At 41.3% G+C, this 16,514-nt stretch carries 21 protein-coding genes; 1 reads left to right on the top strand and 20 read right to left on the bottom strand.

The window, feature by feature from the left end; genetic code table 11:
- Window positions 1-10: 10 nt before the first annotated feature.
- The 19 genes from pstA to NYE79_RS03790 all read right to left on the bottom strand — a co-directional run bounded on the left by pstA (window position 11) and on the right by NYE79_RS03790 (window position 14,410).
- The gene (pstA, locus tag NYE79_RS03880) at window positions 11-895 is read right to left on the bottom strand and encodes a phosphate ABC transporter permease PstA (protein WP_000543050.1); all 885 of its coding nucleotides are present in this window, start codon (window positions 893-895) and stop codon (window positions 11-13) included.
- On the bottom strand, window positions 885-1,802 hold the full coding sequence (pstC, locus tag NYE79_RS03875) for a phosphate ABC transporter permease subunit PstC (RefSeq protein WP_001070951.1): 918 nt from the start codon (window positions 1,800-1,802) through the stop codon (window positions 885-887). Before pstC ends, pstA begins: the two co-directional genes overlap by 11 nt.
- Window positions 1,802-2,680: a phosphate ABC transporter substrate-binding protein PstS gene (locus NYE79_RS03870; protein ID WP_000746359.1), complete on the bottom strand. Its 879-nt coding sequence runs from the start codon at window positions 2,678-2,680 to the stop codon at window positions 1,802-1,804. The genes pstC and NYE79_RS03870 overlap by 1 nt, the downstream gene beginning before the upstream one ends.
- Before the next feature lie 210 nt (window positions 2,681-2,890).
- Window positions 2,891-4,195 carry an RsmF rRNA methyltransferase first C-terminal domain-containing protein gene (locus NYE79_RS03865; protein WP_216728280.1) on the bottom strand — a complete coding sequence of 435 codons (1,305 nt, stop codon included), beginning with the start codon at window positions 4,193-4,195 and terminating at the stop codon, window positions 2,891-2,893.
- On the bottom strand, window positions 4,196-4,969 hold the full coding sequence (locus tag NYE79_RS03860; RefSeq protein WP_095725917.1) for an inositol monophosphatase family protein: 774 nt from the start codon (window positions 4,967-4,969) through the stop codon (window positions 4,196-4,198).
- Entirely contained in the window at window positions 4,959-5,237 is a 279-nt protein-coding gene (locus tag NYE79_RS03855; protein WP_125391200.1) for a UPF0223 family protein, read from the bottom strand. The genes NYE79_RS03860 and NYE79_RS03855 overlap by 11 nt, the downstream gene beginning before the upstream one ends.
- Window positions 5,238-5,639 carry a Spx/MgsR family RNA polymerase-binding regulatory protein gene (locus tag NYE79_RS03850; protein WP_000631261.1) on the bottom strand — a complete coding sequence of 134 codons (402 nt, stop codon included), beginning with the start codon at window positions 5,637-5,639 and terminating at the stop codon, window positions 5,238-5,240.
- 220 nt (window positions 5,640-5,859) lie between these two features.
- Window positions 5,860-6,477, bottom strand: a complete 618-nt coding sequence (locus NYE79_RS03845) for a TIGR01906 family membrane protein (RefSeq protein WP_216728279.1) — start codon at window positions 6,475-6,477, stop codon at window positions 5,860-5,862.
- The gene (locus NYE79_RS03840; protein ID WP_061427690.1) at window positions 6,467-7,240 is read right to left on the bottom strand and encodes a TIGR01457 family HAD-type hydrolase; all 774 of its coding nucleotides are present in this window, start codon (window positions 7,238-7,240) and stop codon (window positions 6,467-6,469) included. Before NYE79_RS03840 ends, NYE79_RS03845 begins: the two co-directional genes overlap by 11 nt.
- A gap of 10 nt (window positions 7,241-7,250) precedes the next feature.
- On the bottom strand, window positions 7,251-7,988 hold the full coding sequence (locus NYE79_RS03835) for an acyl-[acyl-carrier-protein] thioesterase (protein WP_339293802.1): 738 nt from the start codon (window positions 7,986-7,988) through the stop codon (window positions 7,251-7,253).
- Window positions 7,989-7,992: 4 nt separating this feature from the next.
- A complete protein-coding gene (gene hemW / locus NYE79_RS03830) occupies window positions 7,993-9,123 on the bottom strand; it encodes a radical SAM family heme chaperone HemW (protein ID WP_049490190.1) in 1,131 nt (376 codons plus the stop codon).
- Between the two features lie 73 nt (window positions 9,124-9,196).
- Window positions 9,197-9,595: a YtxH domain-containing protein gene (locus tag NYE79_RS03825; RefSeq protein ID WP_000517391.1), complete on the bottom strand. Its 399-nt coding sequence runs from the start codon at window positions 9,593-9,595 to the stop codon at window positions 9,197-9,199.
- A 15-nt stretch (window positions 9,596-9,610) separates the two neighbouring features.
- Entirely contained in the window at window positions 9,611-9,994 is a 384-nt protein-coding gene (locus NYE79_RS03820) for a DUF948 domain-containing protein (RefSeq protein ID WP_000895024.1), read from the bottom strand.
- Window positions 9,995-10,783 carry a prolipoprotein diacylglyceryl transferase gene (lgt, locus tag NYE79_RS03815; RefSeq protein ID WP_049477698.1) on the bottom strand — a complete coding sequence of 263 codons (789 nt, stop codon included), beginning with the start codon at window positions 10,781-10,783 and terminating at the stop codon, window positions 9,995-9,997. It lies immediately after the preceding gene.
- On the bottom strand, window positions 10,776-11,711 hold the full coding sequence (gene hprK / locus NYE79_RS03810; RefSeq protein ID WP_000115190.1) for an HPr(Ser) kinase/phosphatase: 936 nt from the start codon (window positions 11,709-11,711) through the stop codon (window positions 10,776-10,778). Before hprK ends, lgt begins: the two co-directional genes overlap by 8 nt.
- 136 nt (window positions 11,712-11,847) lie before the next feature.
- Window positions 11,848-12,810, bottom strand: a complete 963-nt coding sequence (locus tag NYE79_RS03805) for a hypothetical protein (RefSeq protein ID WP_216728275.1) — start codon at window positions 12,808-12,810, stop codon at window positions 11,848-11,850.
- A 64-nt stretch (window positions 12,811-12,874) separates the two neighbouring features.
- Window positions 12,875-13,051, bottom strand: a complete 177-nt coding sequence (gene rpsU, locus NYE79_RS03800) for a 30S ribosomal protein S21 (RefSeq protein WP_000048054.1) — start codon at window positions 13,049-13,051, stop codon at window positions 12,875-12,877.
- 79 nt (window positions 13,052-13,130) lie between these two features.
- Complete coding sequence (locus NYE79_RS03795; RefSeq protein WP_216728274.1) at window positions 13,131-13,628, bottom strand: hypothetical protein; 498 nt, start codon at window positions 13,626-13,628, stop codon at window positions 13,131-13,133.
- 74 nt (window positions 13,629-13,702) lie between these two features.
- A complete protein-coding gene (locus tag NYE79_RS03790) occupies window positions 13,703-14,410 on the bottom strand; it encodes a 6-phosphogluconolactonase (protein WP_216728273.1) in 708 nt (235 codons plus the stop codon).
- Between the two features lie 145 nt (window positions 14,411-14,555).
- Here NYE79_RS03790 and queA point away from each other — a divergent pair, with 145 nt between their 5' ends.
- Window positions 14,556-15,584 carry a tRNA preQ1(34) S-adenosylmethionine ribosyltransferase-isomerase QueA gene (queA, locus tag NYE79_RS03785; protein WP_216728272.1) on the top strand — a complete coding sequence of 343 codons (1,029 nt, stop codon included), beginning with the start codon at window positions 14,556-14,558 and terminating at the stop codon, window positions 15,582-15,584.
- A gap of 69 nt (window positions 15,585-15,653) precedes the next feature.
- On the opposite strand, the gene NYE79_RS03780 is transcribed toward queA, so the two are convergent.
- Window positions 15,654-16,514: a YhjD/YihY/BrkB family envelope integrity protein gene (locus tag NYE79_RS03780; protein WP_216728271.1), complete on the bottom strand. Its 861-nt coding sequence runs from the start codon at window positions 16,512-16,514 to the stop codon at window positions 15,654-15,656.

The raw sequence follows: 16,514 nt of genomic DNA, 5'->3' as shown, positions 1-16,514 counted from the left end.
GGCTTCTCCTTTAGGCAGCGGTTAATTTCTTGTGTAAATAGCTTCCGAGTTTGCGTGCTCCAAAGTTAAAAATCAAGATAAAGATGAGGAGCACGGCAGCAGAACCAGCAGATACAATGGTAGCATCAGGAATGGTTCCTTCACTGTTGACCTTCCAAATGTGGACAGCCAAGGTTTCTGCTTGACGGAAGATTGAGATAGGACTGGTAACACTAAGGATATTCCAATTAGACCAGTCAAGGGCTGGAGCGGATTGTCCTGCCGTATAGATAAGAGCGGCGGCCTCACCAAAGATACGGCCAGATGCCAAGACAACACCCGTTACGATACCTGGAAGTGCCTCTGGAATGACAACATGGACCACAGTCTCCCAACGAGAAATTCCAAGGGCCAGACCAGCTTCACGTTGCGTATGGTGAACGTGTTTTAAACTGTCCTCAACATTTCGAGTCATCTGAGGGAGGTTAAAGACCGTCAAGGCCAAGGCACCTGAAATGATTGAAAATCCATACTCAAACTGGACTACAAAAATCAAGTAACCAAAGAGACCCACAACGACTGATGGTAGAGAAGACAAAATCTCAATACAGGTACGAATAAAATTAGTCACAGGTCCTTTTTTAGCATACTCAGCAAGGAAAACACCAGCTCCCATAGACAGGGGAACAGAAATGATCAAGGTAATGACCAAAAGGAAGAAGGAATTGTAGAGCTGAATCCCGATACCCCCACCTGCTTGATAAGAGGAGGATTTCCCAGTCAAGAAAGACCAAGAGATATGCGGTAACCCTCTCACCAAGATATAGAGAATCAAGGATGCCAAGATGGCCACGATGATACCCGCGATGGTGTAGAGGACAGCTGTTGCAAGTTTATCTAATTTCTTAGCGTGCATAGTTTTTCTTTCCTCTTTCTTTCGTAATCAATTTAATCACACTGTTAAAGGCCAAACTCATCAAGAGCAATACTAAGGCCAATGACCAGAGAACGTTATTATCAACCGTTCCCATGACGGTATTTCCGATACCCATAGTCAATACAGATGTCAAGGTCGCAGCTGGTGTTGTTAGCGAGGTTGGGATAACTGCTGAGTTTCCGACCACCATCTGAATAGCAAGGGCTTCACCGAAGGCACGCGCCATCCCAAAGACCACTGCAGTGAAAATACCTGAACGTGCTGCTTTCAAGGTCACACGCCAGATGGTTTGCCAACGAGTGGCTCCCATAGCTAAACTGGCTTCACGGTAATGACGAGGAACAGCACGCAAGCTGTCTGTTGTCATAAAGGTTACAGTTGGTAGGATCATGACAAAGAGAACGAAAATCCCTGACAAGATCCCAAAACCAGTTCCACCAAAGACGCTACGGACAAAAGGCACCACAACTTGCAAACCGATAAATCCATAGACGACTGAAGGAATACCGACGAGGAGTTCAATGGCCGGTTGCAAAATCTTTGCACCCTTTGGTGATACTTCTGTCATAAAGACTGCAGCACCAATAGCAAAGGGTGTTGCGATGAGGGCTGATAAAATCGTCACAATAAAGGAACCCAAAATCATCGGAAGGGCACCAAATTGTTTCCCTGAAGGATTCCAAGTTTGTCCAAAAAGGAAATCAAAGATGTTGACCCCATTGACAAAGAAGGTCGATAAGCCTTTTTGGGCTACAAAAATCAAAATCATGGCCACAATGATGACAATCAAAGAAAGGCAAGTGAAGGTCAAACCTTTACCAAACTTCTCAAGGCGAGAGTTCTTTGAAGGAGAGAGTAATTTTTTAGATAATTCTTCTTGATTCATTATTGACCTCCTTCTACTGCTGTAACGGTACCTGAAGCATCCTTTTGGACTTTCATTTCATTGATAGAGATATAGCCCATGCCCTTAACAATTCCATTTTGGGCTTCATCTGAGAGGACGAAGTTCAGGAATTCAGCAGCTAAGTCATTTGGTTGACCAAGTGTGTACATATGTTCATAAGACCACAAAGGCCAGTTGTTGGTCGTTACATTTTCAGACGTAGGTTCATACCCATTCAGTTTCATGCTTTTCACGGAGTCATCTACATAGGCAAAAGCCAGGTAAGAAATGGCTCCAGGCGTTTGGGATACAATGGACTTGACCATCCCGTTAGAATCCTGTTCTTGGCTCTGCATTGCCGCTTGGCCATTCATAACGACCGTATCAAACGTCGCTCTTGAACCAGAACTTGCTGCTCGGTTGATGATTGAAATGGCCAGGTCTTTGCCCCCAACTTCTTTCCAGTTGGTCACTTCACCTGTAAAGATTTTGCGAAGTTGCTCGGTTGTGAGATTTTCTACATCCACTTCTTTGTTTACAATCACTGCAAGACCAGCCACTGCAACCTTGTGGTCTACTAGGGCTGAAGCATCGATTCCTTCTTTTTCCTCTGCAAAGACGTCAGAGTTCCCGATGTCAACTGCTCCAGACTGGACTTGGGAAAGTCCTGTACCCGATCCTCCACCTTGAACATTAACTGTTTTTCCGATGTTTCTAGAACCGAATTCATCTGCTGCCGCTTCGACAAGAGGCTGAAGAGCAGTTGAACCAACGGCTGTCATGGATTCTCCACGATCAATCCAGCTAGCACATCCTGCTAGAGAACCTGCCATCAAAAGAGCTGCAAGAGACATGACGAGCTTTTTTCTTTTTTTCACTGTTATTCTCCTTGAACATAATGATAAATGTTCTGATTTCTTCCGTTTGTCCTGATCATCCAATTATCATCAATGATTGTCCCGCTTTATTTTATCTAGTCATTCTTAGGAGCGGACAATTCCATCGTATAATATAAGTAATAATGAAAGACTATCAGAAAAAACTCATACTTCCACTATAACATAGAATAGGCTCTTTGACTAGCTTTTTCACCTGAATCTGAGTCCTTTTGGATAATAATTTTTCAAAACATTTCCCGTTACCTTGGCAAAGCCTAATCCGTTTCCTTGAACCACAACTTGGTACCATCCATTTGGTCGAGCTTCAGACAATTGAACAGTCTCGCCAGCTACATATTTTACAAAGTCCTCATCATTGATTTCGACACTTTGAAGTACTTGGCTTGGTTTCAAGGCTAATCCCAGAGCAAAGCTTGGTTCAAAGCGTTTCTTTTTAAAAGTCCCCAGATGAAGTCCATTTCGGGCAATTTTGAGTTTGCCTAGATCCGGTAGCATCTCTGGCAAGAGATAGAGCTGATCTCCAAAAGTCTGCAAGATACCAGTTAGATTGATCTGCAAGTGTTTTTGGGCAAAATCATGCCACAAGGCCAGTTGTTCACGACTGAGATTGCTCTTGCTAGCTTTGAATTTAGGTGCTGGATTTTGTCCCTTAAACTGCAGGTGGGCAACAAACTGGCCTTCTCCCTTGAAATGATGAGGGTACATTCGAGACGTTTCAGGAAGATCAATTCCTGCTACCATACCGTTCACATGCTCAACTGGAAGCAATTCAAATTCATAAGTATCCAGCAACCAGTGGACGATTTCTTCATTTTCCTCAGGTGCCCAAGTACAGGTCGAATAGACTAAACGGCCACCTTCTGCAAGCATGGTCACTGCATCTTCTAAAATTTCTCTTTGGAGACTGGCACATTGGCTAGGATAATCGGTACTCCAATAATCCACGGCATCTGGCTGCTTACGAAACATTCCTTCACCCGAGCAAGGTGCATCAAGGACAATCACATCAAAGTAACCTTTAAAAATCTTGGCCAAGCGATCAGCAGACTCATTGGTCACGACAACGTTTGTCGCTCCAAATCGCTCCATATTTTCCACTAAAATCTTAGCACGCTTACTTGAAATTTCGTTGGAGACAAGGACTCCTTGATTAGCCAGATAAGCTGCTAGTTGAGTGGATTTTCCACCTGGTGCTGCCGCCAAGTCCAAGACTTTCATGCCAGGTCTTGGTTGAGCTACCTGGGCCACCATTTGGGCTGCAGGCTCTTGCGAATAAACAAGACCTGTCACGTGCTCTGGTGACTTTCCAGAAACCTTACCATAATACCCCCAAGGTGTATTGGGAATAGCATCAGCAAACGATAACTGACTTTCTTTTAAGGGATTGACCCGAAAAGCCGAAACCGCTTCTTGTTTAAAAGAGGCAAGAAAGTCTCTTGCCTCATCTTCTAGTATCGCTTCATATTTTTCAACAAATCCTTCTGGAAATTGCATTTAGTTTTCTTTCCTTTCGTAGATATAAGACTGAATCTCTTCTTGCATCTCGATTGGCACCATCATGACAGGCTGACGCGTTTTAAAATCAGCGGGCTCACCTGATACCGTAAGAAGACGATAACCCAGACTTTCCCCTAAGATACTGGCCGCAGCGTAATCCCATGGTTGCAGGTAGGTAATATAAGTCAGAAGACGACCACATAAAACCTTGGCAAAACTAATAGCCGCACTGCCGTAGACACGGACACCCAACGCTGCTCGACCCAAATCACCCAATCCCCACTCATTGCTTTCAAACATACCTGAGTTGCCGGCAACTAAAAATTCTTGAAGAGGTTTCTTTTTAAAAGGCGGTAAGGGCTCATTATTGCGGCAAGGAGGAAAGGCACCACCACCATGGTAACAATCACCTTTCATGACATCATAGATGATGCCAAATTTGCCAACCCCATTTTCAAAATAAGCTAACATCACGGCAAAATCTTCCTGCTGGGCGACAAAGTTATTGGTACCGTCAATGGGATCAATCACCCAAACGGAACCTTGACCGACTGCAGCACGTAAACAACCCTCTTCCGCGCAAATCAAATCCTCAGGATAGGTGGACTTGATTCGTTCAACCAAGAGTTCCTGGACCTCCTTGTCCAAACGCGTCACCAAGTCTGTAGGCGAAGACTTGCGCTCAACCTGCAAATCTTCTTTCATGTGAGCCAAAATATAGTCAGCAGCTTCCTGCACAATCTGTTTGGCAAATTCAAATTTAGTTTCCAAGAGAAATCTTCCCTTCTCTTTTTTCTTTTGCTAATTGAACCGCATGATAGCAGGAATAACCGCTAGCCGTCTCAAATTCACGACCTAGACGCTTTTCTTCACTTTTGCTCGGGACGACAGACTTAAATTCCTTATAGGAATATAGCAGTTTTTTTGCTTCTACCTTATCTTCATAAGCAGCTTCAACATCATTAAAAAAAGAAAGCACTGAAGCAAGTTCTTCAGTGCTCCACGACAAATCTAGTGGGTAACTATACTGTTTGTTCATCTATCCTATACCAGCTCTCAATGTTGCTTCTTTTAGTTCTTGTTTACGGTAACTACGAGGGAGAAAAGCACGAATTTCATCTTCATTAAAACCGATCTGCATGCGTTTGGTATCTATAATAATTGGGCGACGCAAAAGACTAGGATATTGCTCAATCAACTGAAGCAACTCCGATACCGAAATACTCTCTACATCAATATCCAATTTTTGGAAAATTTTTGAACGAGTTGAAATGATGTCATCAGTACCATTTTCGGTCAAGGAAAGAATATGTTGCAACTCTTTTCTTGTTAAAGGACTGGTCATAATATTATGCTCTTGAAAGGGCACCTTATGCGTCTCTAACCAGGCCTTTGCCTTACGACATGATGTACAGCTCGGTGATAAAAATAGTGTAATCATGCTTTTCTCTTCTTTTATCTATACTTGCTATTTCTATTATACAAAAAAATAAAGCGCTTGACTAGGTATTTTTAGAAAAAAAGCCTATTTTTTCATAGAAAATAGACTGTTTTCTGCAAAAATCTCCTGCTTTGCAAGTTTATCTTTAGGATAACCTAACAATAAATAGGGAGTAGAGCAACTTCTCTCGTTTTTTATTAAAAATACAGAACTTTTTCCACTATTTCCTTGAAGCTTTAACAAAAAGGAAACCAAACATTCCTTCATACAAAGCAAAGAAAAGTAAAAAGGCATGGAGAAAGAAAGTCTCTGGCAAAATCCAAATAACGGGATCCTTTGCTGGATCAAAAAGCCAGGTATCGTCTCCCACAAAGAGAATCTGATGGAAAAGAGTAAAGAATTGCTCAAAACCAATCAACACTCCTACAAGGCCAATGACTAGAGGCAATAGCACTAAAGTCAGAATACTTTTACGATATAGAGGTAGAAATCCTTTTTTCACAATCTTTCTAACAAAGAAATAGAAACTTGGAAGTGTCACCAAAGTGACTAGCTGAACCAAGTGGAAGAGATTTTTCACCACCGCAAAATGGTGTAAACCTGCAGCTGATGAACGAAAATCTGGCATCTCCAAGACCTGACTAAAGGGATTGGTCAGGTAATTCATTAAGATATGAAAATTGTACTGAATGGTTTCGGGCTTTAGATAGACTCGATTCGCTAAGTTCAGCCACTCAATTTCCAAAGGATAGAAAATCCATGCCAGATAAATGGTCAGTAGGATAGAAAGGGAGAGGAAAAAGAGCATACTTCCCCAAAAGGTCAGTTTAGTTTTCATCGAAATTCCACTCCGCAAGGCTAGAAACTACATGAGTTGGTGCGATTGGCAAGTCCGCCACTTCTTCTGCTTTGGTAAAACCTGTCGTCACCAAGAGCGTTGGAATGCCATTGTCAATCCCTGCTCGGATATCCGTCAGGTAATTGTCCCCAACCATGAGCAACTCTTCTCTTTTCAAATCCAAGTGCTCAACTGCCTTATCCATAATGATAGCATTTGGTTTTCCGATATAAACTGGTTTGACCCGTGTTGCTACTTCAAGAAGTGTAATTAGTGAACCAGCACCAGGCAAGAGACCACGTTCCGTCGGGATATTGAGGTCAGGGTTGGTTCCGATAAAGTGAGCCCCCTTTTGAATGGCTAGAGTTGCTGTGGCAAATTTTTCATAGTCAACTTGCCAGTCCAGTCCAACTACCACATAGGCAGGATTTTCCTTGTCTTCGACATAACCAGCCGCCTGAATGGCATCCTTGAGTCCTGCTTCTCCGATGACATAGACTGTCTTTTCCAATCCCAAGTCATTCATATAGTCGATGGTTGCCAGAGTTGCCGTGTAGACAGTTGATAGAGGTGTGTCGATATTAAAATTCTGAGCCAACATCTCTTGTACACTCTCAGGAGTACGAGTTGTATTATTGGTCACAAAGAGGTAGGGAATTTCTCTTTTTTGTAACTCATGGACAAAAGCCTCACCCGCCGGAATCCGGTCTTTCCCCTTGTAAATGGTTCCGTCTAAATCAATTAAATAACCTTTATAAGCCATATCGCCCTTTCTAATTGCCTTCAATTTCTTGCCACGTAATCATAGCTTGGGCATTGATCTCGCCATCACTGATAATCTGATGCTTGCTTTCTAGTCCCTTGAGTTCATAAGCTGAAGCAATCATGCCACCTGGTCGCACTTCTTTGACATACTTGAGATTGATTTTCTTTGGAATATAGTTGGTTAGAAAATCGGCTCCCATGACCTCAAAAATCCAATCCAGGTATTTGCTATTATTGACATGACCATTCATATCCAAATCGTAAAAACGAACATGGTAGTCTTTACTGATTGGATCTTCTAGATTTGCATACTTTGGCCCTCGGATCAGTTTTTTATCAAACTCAGACTGGTAAGGCGCGACAATCTCAGGCTCGACTCCATGAACTTTTCGACTATCGCGGTCCATGAGAACAAAGGTTGCTACCATGCGAATGATTTCTTGACCTGCTTCATCATAGATAGTGAAACGGCGGTAGCAAAAGAGACGATTGTAAGTCAATGCTTCTGTTTCAATCGTAATCTCTTCAGCAAAGCGAGGCAAGCGAACCACGTCAATCGCATAGTCTGTAATAATCCAGACCAGATTGTAACGTTCTAACACATCCTTATCGCTAACTCCCAGTTCAATCGACTGCATACCTGACACTTGCAGGGACAGCAAAATTACATCTGGAAGTTTGATATGACCGTTCATGTCCGCCATATCAAAAGGAATTTTCATTTTCATTTGATAAGTTAAGCCCATTGTTCTACTCCAAAATAAATCGTTCTGCTACAGTGTCTCCCAAGAAGAGACCCCTCTTTGTCATTCGGACACGGTCACCATCGACCTGAATGAGTCCTTGTTGAACCAAGTCTCTGATGATTTCGCCATAAAGTCCATCAAAGGATCGTCCAAATTTTTCCTCAAATCGCGCCATAGAAACCCCGGATTTTTTCCGGAGGCCTAGGAACATTTCTTCTTCCATCTGCTCCCTTTGTTTCAGGTGTTCTTCTGTTATCCGAGCATTTCCTGCCTCTACCGCATTGAGATAGTGGCGGATAGGACCGTGGTTTTTATAACGTACCCCGTTCACATAACCTGAAGCACCCGCACCGATACCATAATACTCGGCATTATCCCAGTACATGAGATTGTGGCGACTTTCAAAGCCAGGCTTGGAGAAATTGGAAATCTCATAATGCTCAAAACCAGCTCGCTCCAGTTCTGCGATGATGTACTCAAACATCTCCGCTTCTAACTCTTCCTTGGGTAGGGGCAACTTCCCTCGTCGCATGCGGTTCATAAAGACCGTATGATTTTCCAAAATCAAGCTATAAAGGCTCATATGAGGAATATCAAGCGAGATAGCCTTAGCTACATTGTCCTTGACCTGATCCATAGTTTGACCAGGTAGAGCGTAGATTAGGTCGATAGAAATATTGTCAAAACCAGCCAATTTGAGGCGGTCGATATTTTCATAAATATCCTTCTCCAAGTGACTGCGCCCAATCTTTTTCAGCATTTTGTCATCAAAAGTCTGCACACCTAAGGAAACACGATTGACTGGTGACTGCTTCAAAACCGCAATCTTATCCGCATCCAAGTCTCCTGGGTTGGCCTCAATGGTTAATTCTTCCAAAACTGACAAGTCCAAGTTTTTAGTCAAGCCATCCAAGAGCACTTCTAATTGCGGAGCTGACAAAGCCGTTGGCGTCCCACCTCCAATGTAGAGGGTTCGTAACTTTTGGATATCATAAGAACGAAACTCCTCTAGCAGATGCTCCAGGTAACTATCTACTGGTTGATTTTTGATAAATACTTTTGAAAAGTCACAATAATAACAAATCTGTGTACAAAAGGGAATATGCACGTAGGCGGACGTTGGTTTTTTCTGCATAGTATTTATTATACCACAAAGACAGGCTTGCAGATAAAAATCACCATCTCCAAAAATCAGAGATGGTGATACCTTATACTTCAGTAATATCGATGATGATTTCTTCTTGGTCTTCAGCAACGTCTGGAGTTGTTGACTGTTCTTGCCATTGCTCCTTGAGATTGTTAAAGGTTTCTTTTGACGCTTCTGTCGCTTGTCGAGCACAGTTTTTAGCTTGGTCAAGGACACTGTCAAAAGTGATTTCACCAGATTCTACTTGTTCCTTTGTTTTCAGCACAAAGTCAGTTGCCTGTTCCTTCACTTCAGTTAGTTTCTCACAAACCTGCTCTCTAGCATATTCTGGATCTTCTCTCAAATCATCTAGAAAATCCTGAGCTTGACTACAAACTTGCTTACCCTTGTCACTCGTCAAAAACAAAGCAAGAGCTGCACCTGAAACTGTTCCTAAAAGGATAGAGGATAGTTTTCCCATAAGATTTCTCCTTTTTTATTTTTTGAAAAATTTACTTGCGACACGAAGAGCGGACAAGCCTGCACCTGTTTTAATGGTCTTTGAACCAGCAGATGAAGCCTTTTTACCTAAAACACGTGCATGTTGGTTGAGATCAGATACTGACTCAGATAAGTCAGCCACCGCCGTAAAGAGTGGATCAATCGTCGCAACCTTAACATTGATATCGTCAACCAAGACATTAACTTTTACCAACAATTCATTGGTATGATGCAAGGTAACGTCCACATCTGAGCTCAACGTTTTGATGGTTTTCTCCGTCTCATCAATCATACGACCTGCTTTTTGAATCGTGATTGTCAAATAGACTAAACAGACAATCAAAGCAATCGCAACAAGTATATATGCAACTTCTAACATTTATTTTTCCTCCTCATTATGATAGAAAGGGGCTTTCTTTCGATTTTGATAAAGTATGATAAAAATACCGAGTCCGATAAGGATAACTGATAACCATTGGGAAACTCGCAGACCAAAGAACATGAGGCTGTCTGTCCGCATACCTTCGATGATCATACGACCAAAGCCATACCAAATCAAGTAGAAAGCAGTGATATGACCACGTCTGATTCCCTTTAATTTTCGTCTAAAAATCAGAATCAAAGCAAATCCAATCAGATTCCAAACCGACTCATATAAGAAGGTCGGCTGACGGTAGCTACCCTCAATGTACATCTGGTCACGGATAAAGCCTGGCAAATAATCCAGACTATCTACTGCTGCACCATAGGCTTCTTGGTTAAAGAAGTTCCCCCAACGCCCTAAACTCTGGGCAACCATGACGCTCGGTGCTGCAATATCTAAGAAATCCCAAGTATTAATCAGCTTTCTATCTGCAAAGATATAAAGGACAATAGCGCCCGCTATCAAACCTCCGTAAATGGCCAAGCCGCCATTCCAGATGGCGATGATTTCACCTGGATTTTGCAGATAATAATCTAAGCGAAAGAGTACGTAGTATAGTCTAGCACCTAAAATAGCTACTGGAAAAGCAATCAGGATAAAATCCAAAATATCATCTGATAGAATTTTCTTTTTAGGAGCTTCTTTCATAGCAAGATAAACTGCTAAAACCAAACCAGCTACAATACACAAAGCATACCAACGAATAGCAAAGGGGCCAATTTCAAATGCGACTGGATTAATCATGTTTCACCTCATTTTGAGCGATTAGATTTGTCAAGCGTTCTTCAAATAAACGTGTCGCATCAAAGCCCATTTCTTTAGCACGGTAGTTCATGGCAGCCGCCTCAATGACAACGGAGATATTGCGTCCTGTTTTTACTGGGATGCGGATACGCGGAATCGTTACACCAGAAACTTCGAGTTCTTCGGCATTGTTTCCCAGACGGTCAAAGGTCTTATGCGTATCATAATTTTCCAAATAAACTGCTAGCTGAACTTGTGAAGAATCTTTTACAGCACTTGCACCATAGAGACTCATGATATCGATAATCCCAACTCCACGAATCTCAAGTAAATGCTTCAAGATTTCAGCAGGTTCGCCCCAAAGAGTCATCTCATCCTTAGAATAAATATCTACACGATCGTCTGCTACTAGACGGTGTCCACGTTTCACAAGCTCAAGACCTGTCTCGCTCTTACCGATACCACTATCCCCTTGGATCAAGACACCCATGCCATAGATATCCATCAAGACACCATGCACGCTAGTACGTTTAGCCAAACGGGAATCAAGGTAGCTAGAAAGTTCTCCAGATAAACGACTGGTTGCAGTTCGACTGGTTAAAATCGCAATCTTGCATTCCCTAGCAGCCCTCAACATTTCCTCTGGCACTACCAGACCACGAGCCACGATAACCGCAGGTGTTTCAGGTAGAAACATTTTCTTCAAAACTTGATAACGGTTCTGGGCAGGCATGGCAACTAAATAGGACCACTCCTTCATCCCTAACAGCTGAATCCGTTCTGGTGTATAGTAATCAAAATAGCCCGTCATTTCAAGACCAGGTCTCATAATGTCCGCAGTATTGATTTCTTTTTCAAGTAATTCGCCTTCACCATAGACAATATCTAGTCTGAGTTTTTCAATGACATCTCTTACTAAAACCGACATAATTTCCTCCTTCAATCGAGTTCTCCCTACTATTATATCAGATTGTAGGTGGAAGTTTCCTTTTTTTGCAGGATTTACAGTATTTATTTGATGTTGCTTGGAAAAAGATTTGACTAGGAAGTCTTTTCGTACTCTTTTAAATCAACCGAGACAAATCTACTGCAAATCGGTCAACGTCTATCACCAAGTCCCTTCCAGATTTTTCTAAGTAAATCCTTGGAAGACCTTTTGTTAACATTCTGTTTGCATCAGCCATATCTTGAGGATAGGTATAGAACTGTTGACCTTTTGAAAACTGATTTTGGACTTGCCATTCTTCAAACTCCTTCAAAAAAGTCTTATGAGATGGCATACTGACTTCTTCGAACAAGGAATGGTCAAACAATCGTACCAATCGATATAGACCATGAATCTCATCCGCAAAGCACTTATTAATCTTTTCATAGGGGTAACCTCGTCTCTGATAAGCTTGGCATAAGTTTTGTAAGCACTCACTTAATGCAACTGCATCTTTTCTTGCCAAACTTATAAAATACCGAACAGAAAATTCTTCCATACCAGTTCGTTTTTTCTTCTCTAAAAACTGTTGTGCACGCAAGAGAGACTCGGATAATCTTTCTTCATCTTGATAATAAAGAGCGTATAAAAGATTCATCACATTTTCTGGGTAATAGGTTCCTTTCAACAAGGGTAAATCTTTAGGGACGAAAAATGGAATGACTGAAAAATCGTTACAAGCAAAAGAGGTAAACAAGCCTTTCAAAATTCCATCTGTGTAAATGGTTCCACTTGCCAACAAACCGCCTCTCAGCAGCTCGGTTCTTCCTGTTTGCCATAGAGCGTTGTTTAACTGCTTATAATCCCCATCTAAAAACGCAGCATAATAGGCAAAATATTGAATATCATCTAGCAATAAGCTACTGTACAATTTTACCCTTAAAACCTTGTCAGACAATACTTTTGAATCGGTCAAATACTTTTCAAAAATTCTTTTGTTTGACTCTTCAAAATCCTTCCAATCTATCGGATCAGCACAATAACCCCAATCTTCTAAGTGATTGTCTCGCATTTTTTTATATTCTTTTATATACTCTCTCATAACAATTTATTCCTCTAAACACTATGCAAAAAAAGACTAGACAAGTCTAGCCTTTCATTTCAAATTAGAATTTTTTACGTTTACGAGCTGCTTCTGATTTACGTTTACGTTTTACAGAAGGTTTTTCATAGAATTCACGTTTGCGTGTTTCTTGAAGAGTACCAGCTTTAGTAACCGCACGTTTGAAACGACGAAGTGCATCGTCAAGAGATTCATTCTTACGTACTACTGTTTTAGACATTTTTTTCACTCCCTTCAAGTTCAAGATCTATTCTATTTTACATGCAAAATGAATATTTGTCAAGGGAAAACTAAGTTTTTTATTTTTCATAATGACTAATAATATAGTCCACCATCTCCTCCATCTCTGCTTCAGATAAAGGCAATTCCCAGTTTGTTGTTTCCATTTTAAGAAAAGCATCACTGACTTTTGATTTATTATCTGGTAACAAAATTATGCCGTCTTTTTCAAACATAATACCTATCCGATCATATAAGACATGAATATTATGACTATTTGGATCAATATCAAAAGACTGTAAAGAGATTAAGATTATATTTCCTTTATAAGACAAATCAATATACATGTGATTTGATAAATCATACGGTCTTGATAAAGTCCTACCTGATGAGTAATCTTTTTTTCCATATCCTCGACCTGCCCTTACAAATGTATTAGTACCATCTTTCTCCTTTAAAAAAATTAAGTTTCCATCACTATCTCTCTTGCTTAAAAGAAAGTCTTTTATTCTATTTTTCTCTTCTAGCCTAGCGCTCTTATATGCATCTTTTATTTTTAGAAAATCTTCTTTATTCATGTTATCCTCCTAAAGTTAAGTTGAAGTTTTATATGTCTAAAACCACTCACTCCAAAGAGCAAGTGGTCGCGAATTTATTTTTCAAGTAAGCTTAGCGCTTCAGCATCTGCAATAATCGTCACGTCAGGGTGGATTTGTAGGCTACTTGCTGGGAGGTTCTCAGTCACTGGGCCTGATACTGTGCCAGCAATGGCTTCTGCTTTCGACTCACCGTAAGCAAAGAGAATAATTGACTTGGCATCCAAGATGTTTTTAATTCCCATTGAAATGGCTTGAGTTGGAACGTCTTCAATCTTGTCAAAGAAGCGAGCATTGGCTTCGATTGTAGACTGGTCTAGGTCTACAAGATGTGTCTGGCTATCAAAGGCAGTTCCTGGCTCATTAAATCCGATATGTCCATTGCGACCAATTCCCAAGATTTGTAAATCAACAGGATGGTCAGCCAAAATTTGGTTGTAGCGTTCAACTTCAGCTTCAGCATTGTCCTTAACCCCACGAGGCAAGAAGCTTTCTTTAAATGGTTTTTGGTTAAACAAGTTTTCTTGCATGAAGTAACGGTAAGACTGTGGATTGTCCCCATCAAGCCCTACATACTCATCAAGGTTCACACTGGTTAGATTTGAAAAATCAAGGTCACTCTCAACGATTTCCTTGTAAAACTCAAGCGGGCTGCTTCCTGTCGCAAGTCCTAATGTTTGAGCGCCATTGGCCAATTTTTCCTTCAAAATCTCAAAAGCTACTTTTCCACCTTCGACTTGATTTTCAACTTTAATAACTTTCATTTTATATCCTCCATATTTCTATATTCATTATATGGTATAGACCAATTTTTGTCAAGTGAAAACGATTTAATTTCTAAAAAAGAGCGTCCAAACTTGAAACGTGTTATAATGGATAGGATTAGAACTTAGAAAGAATGATGAAAAAATGAATACTGCTGATTTTGATTTCCACTTGCCTGAGGAATTGATTGCCCAAACGCCACTTGAAAAACGTGATGCGTCTAAACTCCTTATCGTTAATCGTGAAACGGGAGAAATGCAGGATAAACACTTCCACTCTATTATTGATATACTGGAACCTGGAGATGCACTCGTTATGAATGACACTCGTGTTCTCCCTGCCCGCCTCTATGGTCAAAAGGAAGAAACTGGAGGCCATGTGGAGCTTCTCCTACTCAAAAATACCAGTGGAGATGAGTGGGAGGTTCTCGCCAAACCTGCCAAACGCCTCAAGGTCGGGACTCGTGTCAACTTTGGTGATGGTCGCCTCAGCGCTGTCGTTACGGAAGAATTGACCCACGGGGGCCGCATTGTCCGCTTTGAATACCAAGGAATTTTTCTAGAAGTCTTGGAAAGTCTAGGTGAAATGCCACTACCGCCCTACATCCACGAAAAATTGGATGACCGTGAACGCTATCAAACGGTCTACGCTAAAGAAAGTGGCTCTGCTGCTGCACCAACTGCTGGCCTCCACTTCACCAAAGAACTGCTAGCAGAAATCCAGGCCAAGGGTGTCCATTTGGTTTATTTGACTCTCCACGTTGGTTTAGGAACTTTTAGACCTGTTTCTGTGGACAATCTGGACGAACACGAAATGCACTCCGAATTCTACCAACTTTCTGAGGAAGCAGCTGCCACCCTTCGCTCTGTTAAGGAAGATGGAGGCCGTATCATCGCTGTTGGAACCACTTCCATCCGCACGTTAGAGACTATTGGTTCCAAGTTTGATGGGCAAATCCAGGCTGATTCTGGTTGGACCAATATCTTTATCAAACCTGGTTACGAATGGAAGGTTGTGGATGCCTTTTCAACCAACTTCCATCTGCCAAAATCAACTCTCGTCATGTTGGTTTCTGCCTTTGCAGGCCGTGAATTAGTCTTAGATGCATACCAGCACGCTATTCAAGAACGCTACCGTTTCTTCAGTTTCGGTGATGCCATGTTTATCTATTAATTTTCATAAGCAAAAAACGCATAGGATCAGATTTGATCCTATGCGTTTTGTAATGGATAACTTTATTAGTTAGTTTATTTTAAAGGTTGGATCTTTCAAGCTCTGAACACTGGCATTGATAACTGCTCCGATAATCAAAATCTTTGCAATGAGAATAAACCAGAACATCATGACTACCACGATGATGGAACTGAAAAAGCGGACATCGACTAGGTGATTGACATAGTTATTAAAATAAACAGAAAAGATATTCAATAAAAAGATAAGAGTTAGCAAGACAAAGACACTTCCTGGTAAAACATAGCGGATTCGTGGTGCTTTTACTTTTGGAAGGAAGTAATAAATCATGACTAGAATGGCAAAGATCAAGGCATAGACCAGAGGGCCTGTAAAATCTTGCAGGTAGGAAAATAGCGGACTGTCTGATTGCCAGTAAGTTTTGAGGAGGTTGAGCAACATACGACCAAACATACTCAAAAACAAGGCCAAGGCAAAAAGAATCTGCAGGCCAAAACTAACAAGTAGACTCATCAACTGATGGGAGATAATTCCTCGACTCTTGGTCACTCCATAGGCTTTGTTAAAAGCTTTTTGGAGGAAATCCATTGATTTCGAAAAGGTCCAGAGGGCAGATAAAACGGCAAAACTCAGCAAACCAGTTGATGGTTGAGTCAGAACTTCTCGGACAATCTTGGCAACCACATCATACACCGTATCGGGCAAAAATTCCTTGATTGTCAGTAAGAAATTTGAGACTGGAATCTGAAAATAAGGCAAAATATTGACCATTATCATTAGCAAAGGAAAGATTGAAATCAACCAATAGTAGGCAACCGCAACACTGGTCAACTCACTATCAGATGCTTGATAATAATGCAAAAAAGCTTTCAATAAGGGCCTGTCCATCAGCTCTTTCCACCACTTTTTCAT

The sequence above is a fragment of the Streptococcus sp. FSL W8-0197 genome (genome assembly GCF_037963785.1).
GTDB classification, from domain to species: domain Bacteria; phylum Bacillota; class Bacilli; order Lactobacillales; family Streptococcaceae; genus Streptococcus; species Streptococcus oralis_CQ.
The sequence above is the reverse complement of the archived record's forward strand: the minus strand, read 5'-3'. Positions and strand labels throughout refer to the sequence as shown.